General features: G+C 72.8%; 14 protein-coding genes. 10 read left to right on the top strand and 4 right to left on the bottom strand.

What is annotated here, in order from left to right; translation table 11 throughout:
- The 5 genes from pgsA to ACFW2E_RS08710 all read left to right on the top strand — a co-directional run.
- The coding region (gene pgsA / locus ACFW2E_RS08730) for a CDP-diacylglycerol--glycerol-3-phosphate 3-phosphatidyltransferase (RefSeq protein WP_384463457.1) at positions 1–766 on the top strand (766 nt) is incomplete at its 5' end.
- On the top strand, positions 763–1,308 hold the full coding sequence (locus tag ACFW2E_RS08725; RefSeq protein WP_384463454.1) for a CinA family protein: 546 nt from the start codon (positions 763–765) through the stop codon (positions 1,306–1,308). The genes pgsA and ACFW2E_RS08725, both read left to right, overlap by 4 nt.
- 109 nt (positions 1,309–1,417) lie before the next feature.
- Positions 1,418–1,792 carry a helix-turn-helix domain-containing protein gene (locus ACFW2E_RS08720; protein WP_053666341.1) on the top strand — a complete coding sequence of 125 codons (375 nt, stop codon included), beginning with the start codon at positions 1,418–1,420 and terminating at the stop codon, positions 1,790–1,792.
- A gap of 208 nt (positions 1,793–2,000) precedes the next feature.
- A complete protein-coding gene (locus ACFW2E_RS08715; protein ID WP_384463451.1) occupies positions 2,001–2,471 on the top strand; it encodes a Dps family protein in 471 nt (156 codons plus the stop codon).
- A 129-nt stretch (positions 2,472–2,600) separates the two neighbouring features.
- Positions 2,601–2,897 carry a hypothetical protein gene (locus ACFW2E_RS08710; RefSeq protein WP_384463449.1) on the top strand — a complete coding sequence of 99 codons (297 nt, stop codon included), beginning with the start codon at positions 2,601–2,603 and terminating at the stop codon, positions 2,895–2,897.
- On the opposite strand, the gene ACFW2E_RS08705 is transcribed toward ACFW2E_RS08710, so the two are convergent.
- The 3 genes from ACFW2E_RS08705 to ACFW2E_RS08695 are packed head-to-tail and all read right to left on the bottom strand — an operon-like array spanning position 2,845 to position 9,469.
- On the bottom strand, positions 2,845–3,609 hold the full coding sequence (locus ACFW2E_RS08705) for an SDR family NAD(P)-dependent oxidoreductase (protein ID WP_384463446.1): 765 nt from the start codon (positions 3,607–3,609) through the stop codon (positions 2,845–2,847). The genes ACFW2E_RS08710 and ACFW2E_RS08705 overlap by 53 nt on opposite strands.
- Before the next feature lie 32 nt (positions 3,610–3,641).
- Positions 3,642–4,484, bottom strand: a complete 843-nt coding sequence (locus tag ACFW2E_RS08700; protein WP_384463443.1) for a DNA-formamidopyrimidine glycosylase family protein — start codon at positions 4,482–4,484, stop codon at positions 3,642–3,644.
- A gap of 44 nt (positions 4,485–4,528) precedes the next feature.
- The gene (locus ACFW2E_RS08695) at positions 4,529–9,469 is read right to left on the bottom strand and encodes an ATP-dependent helicase (RefSeq protein WP_384463440.1); all 4,941 of its coding nucleotides are present in this window, start codon (positions 9,467–9,469) and stop codon (positions 4,529–4,531) included.
- A 119-nt stretch (positions 9,470–9,588) separates the two neighbouring features.
- Between ACFW2E_RS08695 and ACFW2E_RS08690 the strand changes: the two genes are divergently transcribed.
- Genes ACFW2E_RS08690 through ACFW2E_RS08680 form a run of 3 tightly spaced genes read left to right on the top strand, consistent with a single transcriptional unit; the run spans position 9,589 to position 11,608 of the window.
- Positions 9,589–10,551, top strand: a complete 963-nt coding sequence (locus tag ACFW2E_RS08690; protein ID WP_384463437.1) for an AraC family transcriptional regulator — start codon at positions 9,589–9,591, stop codon at positions 10,549–10,551.
- Positions 10,452–11,303: an AzlC family ABC transporter permease gene (locus ACFW2E_RS08685; RefSeq protein ID WP_384463434.1), complete on the top strand. Its 852-nt coding sequence runs from the start codon at positions 10,452–10,454 to the stop codon at positions 11,301–11,303. The genes ACFW2E_RS08690 and ACFW2E_RS08685 overlap by 100 nt, the downstream gene beginning before the upstream one ends.
- Complete coding sequence (locus tag ACFW2E_RS08680) at positions 11,300–11,608, top strand: AzlD domain-containing protein (protein ID WP_384463431.1); 309 nt, start codon at positions 11,300–11,302, stop codon at positions 11,606–11,608. The genes ACFW2E_RS08685 and ACFW2E_RS08680 overlap by 4 nt, the downstream gene beginning before the upstream one ends.
- An 11-nt stretch (positions 11,609–11,619) precedes the next feature.
- Here the strand turns inward: ACFW2E_RS08680 and ACFW2E_RS08675 are convergent, their stop codons facing one another.
- A complete protein-coding gene (locus tag ACFW2E_RS08675) occupies positions 11,620–12,564 on the bottom strand; it encodes a hypothetical protein (RefSeq protein WP_384463428.1) in 945 nt (314 codons plus the stop codon).
- An 81-nt stretch (positions 12,565–12,645) separates the two neighbouring features.
- Between ACFW2E_RS08675 and ACFW2E_RS08670 the strand changes: the two genes are divergently transcribed.
- Entirely contained in the window at positions 12,646–12,840 is a 195-nt protein-coding gene (locus tag ACFW2E_RS08670) for a DUF3046 domain-containing protein (RefSeq protein ID WP_384463425.1), read from the top strand.
- A 60-nt stretch (positions 12,841–12,900) separates the two neighbouring features.
- Positions 12,901–14,175: an AI-2E family transporter gene (locus tag ACFW2E_RS08665; RefSeq protein WP_384463422.1), complete on the top strand. Its 1,275-nt coding sequence runs from the start codon at positions 12,901–12,903 to the stop codon at positions 14,173–14,175.
- The last annotated feature ends 175 nt before the right edge of the window (positions 14,176–14,350 follow it).

The following is a 14,350-nucleotide window of genomic DNA, read 5'->3' as shown; positions in this document are numbered from 1 at the left end:
GGGGCGCCGGGGCGGGGCGGGGGCGCCCCCCCCCCCGCCCGCCGGGCGGCGGCGCCGCGCGCCCCCCCCCCCCGCTTCCGCGTCCGGTACGGCTTCCTCGGCCTGTGCCGAGACTTCCGAATCACAGGGCGGGGCCAAGCCCGCCCGTGGCGGGAAGATCGCGGCCGCGGCCGTCAACCAGGCCAGCCTCTGGAACGTGGCCAACCTGCTGACCATGCTCCGGCTGGTCCTCGTCCCCGGCTTCGTGGCACTGATGCTCGCCGACGGCGGCTATGACCCGGCGTGGCGCTCGCTCGCCTGGGCCGCCTTCGCCATCGCCATGATCACCGACCTGTTCGACGGCCACCTGGCGCGGACCTACAACCTCGTCACCGATTTCGGGAAGATCGCCGACCCCATCGCCGACAAGGCGATCATGGGCGCGGCGCTGATCTGTCTCTCCGCGCTGGGCGACCTGCCGTGGTGGGTGACGGCGGTCATCCTCGGCCGGGAGCTGGGCGTCACACTGCTGCGTTTCCTGGTCATCCGATACGGGGTCATTCCCGCGAGCCGCGGTGGCAAGCTCAAGACACTCACCCAGGGCGTGGCCGTGGGGATGTACGTGCTGGCACTGACGGGGTGGCTGGCGAGCCTGAGGTTCTGGGTGATGGCCGTGGCGGTCGTCCTGACCGTGGTGACCGGGCTCGACTATGTGAGACAAGCCATTGTGCTGCGCAGGCGGGGAATCGCCGAGCGCAAGGCGGCGTCGGAGGAGTCCGAAGCGTGAGTTCCGTGGCCGCCGAACTGGTGCGACTACTGACGGTGAAGGGCGAGACGCTCGCCGTCGCCGAGTCGCTGACCGGCGGCCTGGTTGCGGCGGAGATCACAAAGGTCCCCGGCGCCTCCAAGGTCTTCCGGGGTTCGGTCACCGCCTACGCCACCGGACTGAAGCATGAGCTGCTGGGTGTCGACGCCACCCTGTTGGCGCAGTCCGGAGCGGTGGATCCGCAGGTCGCGGCCCAGATGGCGGCCGGAGTGCGGAAGGCGCTGGGCGCCGACTGGGGCCTCGCGACGACCGGTGTCGCAGGCCCCGAGCCGCAGGACGGCAAGCCCGTCGGGACGGTCTTCGTGGCCGTCGACGGGCCCCTCGGAGCGGATTCCGGTTCCGCCGGTGGCGGAAAAGTCGCGGCCCTGCGGTTGAACGGCGACCGCGCGGAAATTCGTATGGAGAGTGTACGGAGCGTACTCGCACTGCTCCTGAGAGAGCTTGCGGGCGAACAGACCGGGAATGAGCGGGCACAGGATACGGAACAGAACGGGGGGTTTTGATGTTTGCAGCCCTGAGTGAACACGACATCGCTCCCCGCACGGCCGCGGCGCGAGGCGGTACGGTGGGGCGTGAAGGATGCGGCTACGCGGTCCGAGGAGGGAGCCACCGATGATTCTGCTCCGTCGCCTGCTTGGTGACGTGCTGCGTCGGCAGCGCCAACGCCAGGGCCGTACTCTGCGCGAAGTCTCCTCGTCCGCCCGAGTCTCACTCGGCTATCTCTCCGAGGTGGAGCGGGGGCAGAAGGAGGCTTCCTCCGAACTGCTCGCCGCCATCTGCGACGCGCTTGACGTACGGATGTCCGAGCTCATGCGGGAAGTGAGCGACGAGCTCGCCCTCGCCGAGCTTGCCCAGTCTGCCGCGGCCACCGAGCCCGTGCCCACGCCGGTTCGCCCGATGCTGGGTTCCGTCTCGGTGACCGGTGTGCCACCGGAGCGGGTGACCATCAAGGCGCCTGCCGAAGCGGTGGACGTGGTCGCCGCGTGACGTTCACGCGCGTGGCTCTGTGACACAACACGTGTGAGGCCCCGGCCGGGGCTTCTCGGGGAAGCCCCGGGGAGCGCGGTCGGGGCTTTCGTGTGCCCGCCCACATCTCTGCTCACACCCACCGGTGGTCCTGTTTGCGTCCATTTGCCGGTACCGGGTGGGGCGGTCATGGTGGAGGGACGTGGCGCAGAGCCGACGGAGGATACGCATGTACGTCGTGAAGAGCCCGCTGTCCGACCAGGACCGGAAGACCGTGGCCGAGGCGCTGCAAGGCGCCCTCGTCGATCTGCTGGACCTGTCCCTGGTCGCCAAGCAGGTGCACTGGAACATCGTCGGTCCCCGCTTCCGGTCCATCCACCTTCAGCTGGACGAGGTGGTCGACTCCGCGCGGGCGCACTCCGACACGGTGGCGGAGCGGGCGTCGACGCTCGGTGTCCCGCCCGACGGACGCGCCGCCACGGTGGCCGCGAGCAGCGGCATCGGATCGACGCCCTCGGGCTGGATCAAGGACACGGACGCGGTGGGGACGCTCGTGGATGCGCTCGGGCGGGTGATCACGCGGATGCGAGAGCGAGTGCAGGCTACCGCCGAGCCGGATCCCGTGTCCCAGGACATCTTCATCACGGTCACGGCGGATCTCGAGAAACACCACTGGATGTTCCAGGCGGAGAACGCGTGACGACGTCCCCGGGCGCCGACTGCCGTTCGCCCTCCCGTGGTTCTGTGTCCGGCGTTGCATCAGTGAGCCGTTGGTGCGCCTCCCCGGAGCGCGAGGCGGCGTTCTAGCGTCCGGCTGGAGGTGGCGGCCATGGTGGGGCGGATAGTGCGGACCGTGCGGTGGGGGGCTGTTCTCGGGTTCGGGGCGGTGTGGTGGTGGGCTGTGCTGCGGCTCGCGTCGGGGGCGGACACGGGTGTGCTGGAGGACGCCGTGGCGGCCGGCGGGTGGGGGCTGAGCCTGCTGCCGGTGCACTGTGTGCCGAAGATGCGGGCCGCGGGGGCCGTGGGAGCGGGGCGGTGGGTGGCCGCCTGGCAGGTGGGAAGCGCCACGAACGTCACCACGGCATCGCCACGCCCCCGTTGGGGCGCAGGATCTGACCCGTCGTGAACGATGAGGCGTCGGAGGCGAGATACAGCACGGCGTGCGCGATGTCGTCCGGTTCGCCGACCCGGCCGAGTGGCGACATACGAGCCATCCGCGTCTCGATGTGCGCCTGACTCTGGCGGTCGTGGCGTTCCGTCATGGGTGTACGGACCCAGCCCGGGGCGACCGCGTTGACTCGTATGCCGTGCCGGCCGACCTCGTTCGCGAGGGTCTTCGTCAACTGGACGACGGCCGCCTTCGCCGCGCCGTAGCAGAGCAGTCCGGGTCCGCCGGCGTCGACGGCTCCCGAGGCCATGGTGACGATGCTGCCCGCGGTGCCGCGGTCGAGCATCAGCCGGGCCGCCTCCTGGCAGGCGTGGAGCACCCCCTTGAAGTTGACGTTCATCACCCGGTCGAGATCCTCGTCCCGGGTCTCGAGGACCGGGCTGCTGTGCATGATTCCGGCGATCGCCGCCATCACGTCCAGGTGCTCGCAGGACCGGACGGCCTGCGCGAGCTGAGCCCGGTCGGTGACGTCGAGGAGATGCGTCCGGGCGCTGCCGCCCCGTTCCTTGATGAGGGCGGCAGTGCCTTCCAAGCCCTCCGCATCCCGGTCTGCGCAGTGCACGGTCGCGCCCGCCTCGGCGAGCAGGACGGCGGAGGCCCTGCCGATGCCGCCGGCGGCGCCGGTGACGAATGCGGTGCGTCCGGTGAGGTCGTACACCTTGAGGGCCATGAAGGGACCGTACGAGTTTTTCTGACGGACCGTCAATCAATTGTGCGGGGACGGAATCGGCGGGCCCGCGCAGATCCAGGTGCCGGGGCGGGGCCCCGCTGGCAGGCCGGGCACCAGTACGTGGGGCGCTCCCGGGAGCCGTCGCCCTGGTCGGCCGCACGGACCGGGGTGCGGCAGCGCAGGCAGGGCCGGGGCGCGCGCCCGTACACGAAGAGGTCCTGGCCGCGCAGGCCCGTGGTGCTGCGCACCGGGCGGTCGCGGTTGGCCTCCAGGAGCCTCTTGGCGAGCGCGGGCAGCTTGGCGGCCCGGTCGGCGGGCAGGGCGCCCACCGGGAGCCAGGGGGTGGCGCCGAGCAGGAAGCAGAGCTCGCTCTTGTAGACGTTGCCGATGCCGGCGAGATTGCGCTGGTCGAGCAGGGCCTCGCCGAGAGGGCGGCCGGGGTCGGTGAGAAGGTTGGCCAAGGCCCGGTCGGGATCCCAGTCGGGCCCCAGAAGATCGGGCCCGAGGTGGCCCACGGCACGGGACTCCTCGGTGGTGCGCAGGAGTTCGAGGACGGGGAGGCGGTATCCGACCGCGGTGCGGTCCTCGTTGCCGAGGATCGCCCGGATCTGGTGGGCCGGGCCGCCGCTCCAGCGCTGGCCGCTGTCGTAGACCCGCCAGGAGCCGTCCATCCTCAGGTGCGAGTGCAGTGTCAGGCCGCCCTCGACGCGGGTGAGCAGGTGCTTGCCGCGCGGGGTGACGTCCAGGACCGTACGGCCGGTGAGGTCGACCGTGGCGTACTTGGGCACACGAAGGTCGCTGCGGGTCAGCACCCTGCCCGCGAGCGCGTCGTGCAGCCGCCGTGCGCTCTGCCAGACCGTGTCACCCTCGGGCATGGGTCAAGGGTGACATGCCGCTCGTCCGGCCGCTGCCGTGCCGATCATGCTCTGAGCCTCAGTCCGCGCGGTGTCGCGATGAAGCCTGCCCCTTCCAGAAGGGTGCCGATGGGGGAGGTCAGGGCCGAGGCGCCGTTGACCCGCTCCACCGTGACCGTGCCCAGGGTGCCCGCGCGGGCGGCCGCCGCGAGGGCCTCCGCGGCGGCCCGGAGGCGGGGATCGTCGGTGGCCGCGGTGTCCGGTGCGGCGGGCCAGGCCAGCAGGGTCTTGCCGCCGCGTTCCATGTAGAGCGTCAGCTCGCCGTCCACCAGCACCACCAGTGAACCCGCCTTGCGGCCCGGCTTGTGTCCGGCTCCGGTCGGCGGCTCGGGCCAGGACAGAGCGGCGCCGTAGGCGTTGGCGGGGTCGGCCGCGGCGAGGACGACGGCTCTCGTGTCGCCGGAGCCGGTACGGGTGCGGCGATCGCCGTACCCGGAACCGCCCGGCGCGGCGGAGCCGCCCCGGGGGCCGCCGTAGCCGGGCGAGGCGAAGTCCCTGGGGGAGACGTAGTCGCCCGGTGCGGCGCGCTCGTCCGCCGGCCAGTCGAAGTCACCGTCGAGGCCGCCGAGGTCGAGTCCGGCACCGGCCGGGTCGAAGGAGGCGGGGAAGGCGGCGCCGTCGGAGTGGCCGGCGGAGGGGCCGAAGTCCGCGGGGGCGCCGGTGCCGACGCCCCCGCCGGGCATGCCGTCGCCCCGCTCGCGGGCGTTCGCCACCGCGCGCAGCCGGTCCACGGCCCCGTCCATCGCGAACTGGGCGGCCCCGAGCCCCTCCACGACGTAACCCCGCCGTGCCTGGCCGCTCTCCTCGAAGGCGGACAGGATCCGGTAGACGGCGGAGAAGCCGCCCTCGACGCCCTCCGCGGCGACGGCTCCCCGGGTGACCACACCGTGCCGGTCGAGAAGGGTGCGGGCCAGGGCGTGGGCGCGCACGGTGGAGTCCGGTTCGTGCTGGGGGAGCAGGGACCAGCGGCCCGCGACGGTCGGCGGACCGGTGCGGGACGTGGGGCGGGCGGCCGCCGTCAGGGAGCCGTAGCGCCCGCGTGGGACCGTGCGTTTGGCGCGATGGGCCGTGGAGCCCGCGGTGCGGCCGGAGCCCAGGAGGGAGCGCATCGGGGCGAGGGTGTCGTTCGTGAGCCGACCGGACCAGGCCAGGTCCCAGACCGCGTCGGCCAGTTGGGGATCGGTGGCGTCGGGATGCGTGGTGGCCCGGACCTGGTCGGCGATCTGACGGAAGAACAGGCCGTAGCCGCCGGACAGGGCGTCCAGCACGGACTGGTGGAGGGCGGTCAGCTCCAGGGGGTGGGGCGGCGGCAGGAGCAGGGGCGCCGCGTCCGCCAGGTAGAGGGAGACCCAGCCGTCCTTGCCGGGCAGCGCGCCCGCCCCGGCCCACACGACTTCGCCGGCGGCGGTGAGTTCGTCGAGCATCGCCGGGGTGTAGTTCGCCACGCGCGACGGCAGTACCAGCTTCTCCAACGCCGAGGCGGGCACGGACGCGCCCTGCAACTGCTCGACGGCGCGCACCAGCCCGTCGATGCCGCGCAGACCGTGCCCCTTGCCGATGTGCTGCCACTGCGGCAGGAATTGCGCCAGCGCGGCCGACGGCACCGGCTCCAGCTCGTGCCGCAGCGCGGCAAGAGAGCGCCGGCGCAACCTCCGCAGCACGGTCGCGTCGCACCACTCCTGGCCGATCCCCGCCGGGTGGAACTCGCCCTGCACGACACGGCCGCCCGCGGCGAGCCGCTGCAGGGCGCCCTCCGTGACCGCCACGCCCAGTCCGAAGCGGGCGGCTGCCGTGGCCGACGTGAACGGGCCGTGCGTGCGCGCGTAGCGGGCGAGAAGGTCGCCGAGCGGGTCCTTGACCGGCCCGGTGAAGGCCTCCGGGACACCGACCGGCAGCGCGGTGCCGAGGGCGTCGCGAAGACGGCCCGCGTCCTCGATCGCCGCCCAGTGGTCGGCGCCTGCGACCCGCACGCGGATGGCACGGCGGGCGGCGGCCAGCTCCCGGGCCCACCGGGGTTCCGCGCCGCGCTCGGCCAGCTCGGCCTCCGTGAGCGGGCCGAGCAGCCGCAGCAGGTCGGCTACGCCTTCGGCGTCCTTGACGCGGCGGTCCTCGGTCAGCCACTGGAGCTCCCGCTCCAGCTCCGTCAGCACCTCCGCGTCCAGCAGTTCGCGCAGCTCCGCCTGGCCGAGCAGCTCGGCCAGCAGCCGCGAGTCCAGGGACAGCGCTGCGGCACGGCGCTCGGCGAGCGGGGAGTCCCCCTCGTACAGGAACTGGGCCACGTATCCGAACAGGAGGGAGCGCGCGAACGGCGACGGCTCGGGCGTGGTGACCTCGACCAGACGCACCTTGCGGGATTCGACGTCGCCCATCAGCTCGACGAGGCCGGGGACGTCGAAGACGTCCTGGAGGCACTCGCGGACCGCCTCCAGGACGATCGGGAACGAGCCGAACTCGCTCGCCACCTGGAGCAGTTGTGCGGCGCGCTGACGTTGCTGCCACAGCGGGGTGCGTTTTCCGGGATTACGGCGCGGCAGCAGAAGCGCACGCGCGGCGCACTCGCGGAACCGGGAGGCGAACAGCGCCGAACCGCCGACCTGATCGGTGACGATCTGGTCGACCTCGCCCTTGTCGAAGGCGACGTCCGCCGCGCCGACCGGGGCCTGCTCGGCGTCGGCCGCCGTGTGGACGGGGGCACCCGCCTTCATGGGCTCCTGGTCGAGCAGGTCCAGGCCCATGAGGTCGGCGTCCGGCAGTCGCAGCACGATGCCGTCGTCGGCGTGCATGACCTGCGCGTCCATGCCGTACCGCTCGGACAGCCGGGCGCCCAGCGCGAGCGCCCATGGGGCGTGGACCTGCGCGCCGAAGGGGGAGTGCACGACCACCCGCCAGTCGCCGAGCTCGTCGCGGAAGCGCTCCACGACGATCGTGCGGTCGTCCGGGATGTGACCGCAGGCCTCGCGTTGTTCGTCCAGGTAGGACAGGACGTTGTCCGCCGCCCAGGCGTCCAGGCCCGCGGCCAGCAGGCGCAGCCGCGCGTCGTCCTTGGACAGCGAGCCGACCTCGCGCAGGAACGCGCCCACCGCGCGGCCCAGTTCGAGCGGGCGGCCCAGCTGGTCGCCCTTCCAGAACGGGAGACGGCCGGGCACGCCGGGGGCGGGGGAGACCAGGACACGGTCGCGCGTGATGTCCTCGATGCGCCAGGAACTGGTGCCGAGCGTGAAGACGTCGCCGACCCGGGACTCGTAGACCATCTCCTCGTCGAGCTCGCCGACCCGGCCGCCGCCCTTCTTGGGATCCGCGCCGGCCAGGAAGACGCCGAACAGACCGCGGTCGGGAATCGTGCCGCCGGAGGTGACCGCGAGGCGCTGCGCACCCGGCCGGCCGGTGACCGTCCCGGCCACCCGGTCCCACACCACACGCGGGCGCAGCTCGGCGAACGCGTCGGACGGGTAGCGGCCCGCGAGCATGTCGAGGACGGCCGTGAACGCCGACTCGGGGAGCGAGGCGAAGGGCGCGGCCCGGCGGACCGCGGCGAGCAGGTCGTCGAACTGCCAGGTGTCGAGCGCCGTCATGGCGACGAGCTGCTGCGCCAGGACGTCCAGCGGGTTCGCAGGGACCCTCAGGGACTCGATGGAGCCGGTGCGCATCCGCTCGGTGACCACGGCGGCCTGGACGAGGTCGCCCCGGTACTTCGGGAAGACCACGCCGGTGGAGACCGCCCCCACCTGGTGCCCCGCGCGGCCGACGCGCTGCAGACCGGAGGCCACCGACGACGGGGACTCCACCTGGACGACCAGGTCCACCGCACCCATGTCGATGCCCAGTTCGAGGCTGGAGGTGGCCACCACGGCGGGCAGGCGGCCGGCCTTCAGATCCTCCTCGACCAGGGCACGCTGCTCCTTGGAGACCGATCCGTGGTGCGCGCGGGCGATGACCGGCGGCGCGCCCTGGGCCGCGCCCGAGCCGCCCATCAGCTGGGCCGGTGAGTGGTGCTCGTCCAGGGGCTCCCCGGTCGCGCGCTCATAGGCGATCTCGTTGAGCCGGTTGCACAGCCGCTCCGCGAGGCGGCGTGAGTTGGCGAACACGATCGTCGAGCGGTGGGCCTGGACCAGGTCCGTGATCCGCTCCTCGACGTGCGGCCAGATCGACGGCCGCTCCGCGCCCTCCTGGCCGTCCGACACCGGTGAGCCGCCCAGTTCGCCCAGGTCCTCGACCGGGACGACGACGGAGAGGTCGAACTCCTTGCCGGAGGGCGGCTGGACGATCTCCACCTTGCGGCGGGGCGAGAGATAGCGGGCCACCTCGTCCACCGGGCGGACCGTCGCCGACAGCCCGATACGGCGGGCGGGCTTCGGCAGCAGCTCGTCCAGCCGCTCCAGGGACAGCGCCAGATGCGCGCCGCGCTTGGTGCCCGCGACCGCGTGCACCTCGTCCAGGATCACGGTCTCGATGCCGGTCAGCGCGTCGCGCGTGGTCGACGTCAGCATCAGGAAGAGGGACTCGGGGGTGGTGATCAGAATGTCCGGCGGGCGGGTGGACAGCGCGCGGCGCTCGGCCGCCGGCGTGTCACCGGAGCGGATGCCCACCTTGACCTCGGGCTCGGGCAGGCCCAGACGCACGGACTCGTGACGGATGCCGGTCAGGGGGCTGCGCAGGTTGCGTTCGACGTCGACCGCCAGGGCCTTCAGCGGGGAAACGTACAGAACGCGGCAGCGCTTCTTCGGGTCGGCCGGCGGGGGTGCCGAGGCGAGCTGGTCCAGTGCGGCGAGGAACGCGGCCAGAGTCTTGCCGGAGCCGGTCGGGGCCACCACCAGCACGTCCGAGCCCTCCCGGATGGCCTGCCACGCGCCGGACTGGGCCGCGGTGGGCGCGGAAAAGGCCCCCGTGAACCAGCCGCGGGTCGCGGGGGAGAAGCCGTCGAGGGCCCGGTGTGCGGAGCTGACCATGCGTCCATCCTGCACCCGGGCACTGACAATCCCGCTGACCTGGGAGAACTCGGGCGGCCCCGGCGGGAGGGTCGGCTGACGGCGGCGGTGGGCCCGGCGGTGTGCCGGAGAATGACCTCATGGCGGGTTCGGGTGAGCTGGCGCGGCACTGGCAGTACGAGGAACTGCCGGGTGTCGACCTGCTGCGGGCCAAGTACATCCGCAAGACCTTCGTCCGGCACACCCATGAGAACTTCGTGATCGCCGCCATCGCCGACGGTGTGGAGGTCTTCCACCACCGCGGAGCCGATCAGTACGCGGGAGCGGGAGCGCTGGCGCTGGTCAACCCGGACACCCCGCACACCGGGCGGGCCGGCGTGCCGGAGGGCTGGCGCTACGGGGCCGTCTACCCGTCACCCGAGGTGGTCGCCGGGATCGCGGCCGAGACCACCACCATCCGGGGCACTCCCGGTTTCGTCCGTCCCGTGCTCGACGACCCGTACACCGTGAGCCTGGTGCACCGGGTGCTGCGTGCCGCCGACGAGGGCAACGCGCTGGCCGCGGACACGTTGCTGCGGGTTGCCGTGACCAGGCTGCTGCGGCTCAACGGCGGGCCGCTGCCGCGCCGCGAGGTGCGCACCGCCGGAACCCGGGCCGCGGCACGCGCGCGTGCCGTGCTGGAGGAGCGGATGACGGAGCCGCCCACGCTGGAGCGGTTGGCCGCCGACCTGGGGACCAGCCCCTTCGCACTGCTGCGGGCGTTCCGCGACGCCTACGGCATGCCGCCCCACACCTGGCTGACCGACGCACGTGTGCGCCGGGCACGGCATCTCCTGGACGCCGGGACCACACCCGCGGTGGTGGCGGTCGCCGTCGGGTTCACCGACCAGCCGCACCTCAACCGCCACTTCGCCCGGATCGTCGGCGTGCCTCCCGGGGCCTACCAGCGGGAGCGCAAGAACGTACAAGACCCGAAGCGGCGACCGCCCGTAGCGTCCGACGCGTGGCAGAACAAACAGCTCTCGCAGACATACGGACCGGAGAGGGAGGAAAACCGGACCGATCTGTCGTCCGGGACGCCCTCGGGGTCGGGATCGCCGTAGGACTGTCCGGGTTCGCCTTCGGGGTGACCGCGGCCGGCAGCGGTCTGAGCCTGCTGCAGAGCTGTGCGCTCAGCCTCCTGGTGTTCACCGGAGCCTCGCAGTTCGCCCTCGTGGGGGCGCTCGCGGCCGGGGGCAACCCGCTCACGGCGGCCGCCGGGGCCTTTTTCCTCGGCGTGCGGAACGCGTTCTACGGGCTGCGTCTGTCCCAGCTGCTCGCGCTCCCGCGCGCGGTGCGGCCGTTCGCCGCGCAGTGGGTGATCGACGAGACCACCGCCGTGGCACTGGCGCAGCCGGGCCGGCGCAGCGCCCGCCTCGGCTTCACCGTTACGGGGCTCAGCCTGTACCTGCTGTGGAATCTCACCACGCTGCTCGGCGCGCTCGGTGCCAAGGCCATCGGGGACACCGACGCGTGGGGCCTCGACGCGGCCGGGCCCGCCGTGTTCCTGGCGCTGCTCGCTCCGATGCTCAGGACCACCACCGAGCGGGCGGTCGCGGGCCTGGCGGTGCTGCTCGGACTCGGCCTCCTCCCCGTGCTGCCGGCGGGCGTCCCGGTCCTGGTGGCCGCGCTCGCCGCGCCGGTCGCCCTCTTCGTGGCGGGGCGCCGCGGGGAACCCGCCCGTGACGACGCGCACGGTGACGTACAGGACGAGACGGGGGACGTACAGCACGAGACGCAGGCCGAGAAGCAGGCCGAGAAGCAGTACGAGAGGCAGCACGAGAGGCAGCACGAGAGGCAAGAGGAAGAACGTTGAACACCTGGATCGCGATCGGAGCGACCGCCCTCGGCTGCTACGCCGTCAAGTTCGCCGGGCTGCTCGTGCCTGCCGGCGCTCTCGAGCGGCCGCTCGTCAAACGGCTCGCCGCCCTGCTGCCCGTCGCACTCCTCGCGGCGCTCACGGCCCAGCAGACGTTCGCCGACGGGCACGCGCTCGTGCTGGACGCCCGGGCCGCGGGGCTCGGGGCGGCCGCCGTGGCGCTGGTGCTGCGCGCCCCGTTCCTGCTCGTCGTCGCGGCGGCGGTGGTGGTGACGGCCGGGGTACGGGCCATGGGCGGGTGAGGAGGCCTCGGTCAGCCCACGAACCGGCCGTACGCCCTGAGCGTCCGCAGCGCCTCGATCGTCACCACGGGGCGGGCCTCCAGAGCCGTGCCGGGCGCCCACTGACGCCAGCGGACCGGCCAGCCGCCGTCCTCCTGCTGTTCGGCGGCCAGGAAGTCCAAGGAGCGCGCCATCTCGTCGTCCGTGAACCACGCGCGCGCGAGGGACTGCGGTGTTCTGGCGAAGTCGTGCGGGAAGTGGTGCTCGCCCGGGGCGTAGCCGGGCGCGACCGGGTACTCGTCGAGCTTCTCCGGGTCCAGCGCCGCGAGCCGGTGCTCCCGGACCAGGCGGCCCAGCCGGTCCGCGGCCGCCTCCGCGCGCGGGCGGTCGGGCGCCGAGTCCAGAAAGGCCACCGCGGCCCCGACCTCATAGGGGTGGGACTTCTCCAGGGCGTCCACGGCCTGCCAGCAGAAGTCGGTGGCCCGGAACAGCCAGGCGTGCCACACCTCGTTGCGGTGCAGCAGGCCCACCACGGGCCCGGTGGCCAGGAGCTCGCTGGGCGGGTCGTCGACGATCGGGATGAACGGCGCCGCCGGGTAGCCGCGCTGACTGGGGTGGATCACCGGCAGAGCGCCGTCCCGGGAGGAGACGGACGTCAGATAGCGGCACACGCGCTCCACCCGCTGGCCGCCGCACCGCCCGACGGCGTCCAGGACGCGCAGCGCGTGACCGGTGTGCAGCGGCTGGCTCACCGGGCCGCGCAGATCGGGTTCGAGCGCGTGACCGTATCCGCCGTCCTCGTTGCGGTAGGCGTCCAGCGCCGTCTCCACCGGATCGGCACCGCCGTTCAGGAAGTGGAAGGCGAACAGACGCTGCTCCAGCACGCGCGCGGTGAGCCAGACGAACTGTTCGGCGCGGAAGAGCGGGGAACGCGCCGCGGACGCGGAGGGGAGTGGGGAAACTCCTGTTTCGGGCATGCGACAGACCGTAGGACGGAAAGCGGTCTCGGCAAGCGGTCCCCCGGCACGGCCCACCCCCAGGGGCGGGATACTTGTGTCATGCGGTTGACGGTCTTCTGGCAGCGGATGGCGGAACACTTCGGTCCGGGATACGCCGACACCTTCGCGCGCGATCACGTGATGACGGAGCTCGGCGGGCGCACGGTGCACGAGGCGCTGGACGCCGGCTGGGAGGCCAAGGACGTGTGGCGCGTGGTCTGCACCGTCATGAACGTGCCGGGGGAGAGGCGCTGACCGGCCGCGAAGACCACGGGGTGGCGGCGGGCTGTCAGCGGCGTGGGCGAGACTTGCACCGTGGCACCCACTGACGACACCGGGCAGATCGCCCAGCACGCATCCCCGTTCGGTACGACGCCGCCCACCCGGCCCCCGGCCGAAGGCGCCGGGCCGAGCGCCCGCATGCCCCGCTGGCTGCCGCGCGCCATGGTGCTCGCGCTCGCCCTCATCGCCGTCTTCCAGCTCGGCAGCTGGGCCTTCCACCAGCTGACCGGCCTGCTGATCAACATACTCATCGCGCTCTTCCTGGCTCTCGCGATAGAGCCCGCGGTGAGCTGGATGGCCGCCCACGGAATGCGCAGGGGGCTCGCCACCTTCCTGGTCTTCCTCGGCCTGACGATCGTGACGGCGGGCTTCGTCACGCTGCTCGGCTCGATGCTCGCGGGCCAGATCATCAAGATGATCGAGGGCTTCCCCGGGTACCTCGACTCATTGATCAACTGGGTCAACCAGACGTTCCACACCGACCTCAGACGGGTGGACGTCCAGGAGGGACTGCTCCACTCCGACTGGCTGCGCAAGTACGCGCAGACCAGCGCGGCCGGCGTACTCGACGTCTCCGCCCAGGTGCTCGGCGGCCTGTTCCGGCTGCTGACGGTCGCGCTGTTCTCGTTCTACTTCGCCGCCGACGGGCCGCGGCTGCGCCGCACCATCTGCTCCGTCCTGCCGCCCGCCCGGCAGGCCGAGGTGCTGCGTGCCTGGGAGATCGCCGTCGACAAGACCGGCGGCTACCTCTACTCGCGCGGCCTCATGGCGCTCATCTCCGGGATCGCGCACTACATCCTGCTCCAGGTGCTGGGCGTGCCGTACGCGCCCGTGCTGGGCGTGTGGGTGGGCCTGGTCTCGCAGTTCATCCCCACCATCGGCACGTACCTCGCGGGCGCGCTGCCCATGCTGATCGCCTTCACGGTCAACCCGTGGTACGCGGTGTGGGTGCTGGTCTTCGTCGTGATCTACCAGCAGTTCGAGAACTACATGCTGCAGCCCAAGCTGACCTCGAAGACCGTCGACATCCACCCGGCGGTCGCCTTCGGATCGGTCATCGCGGGCACCGCGCTGCTCGGGGCCGTCGGTGCCCTGATCGCCATCCCCGCCGTCGCCACGCTGCAGGCCTTCCTGGGGGCGTACGTGAAGCGGTACGACGTCACGGACGACCCCCGGGTGCACGGTCACCGCAGATCCGGGGCCGCCGGCTTCGGTCTGCTCGCCCGCGCGCGGGGACTGTGGACGGGGCAGCCCGGGGTGGGGGAGCCCGTTCCGGGGACGGGGACCCCGGAGGAGGGCTCCTCCTGAGGCGCGGCAGGGGCACCGTCGCTCAGTACGTGAGCACCGCCCACAGCCCGGCACCGGGGGGGCCGGGCCGCGGCCCGCGCGCCCCCCCCGGGCCCCGCGCCCCCCCCCCCCCCCCCCGGCCGCGGCCCGGGGGGCGGGGGGGGTATCTAAACAACACACACCCGCGCACCGTCAC

Source organism: Streptomyces sp. NPDC058964 (assembly GCF_042741275.1).
Taxonomy (GTDB): Bacteria; Actinomycetota; Actinomycetes; order Streptomycetales; family Streptomycetaceae; genus Streptomyces.
Note: the sequence above shows the minus strand (reverse complement) of the source record. Positions and strands in the feature narration are given on the sequence as shown.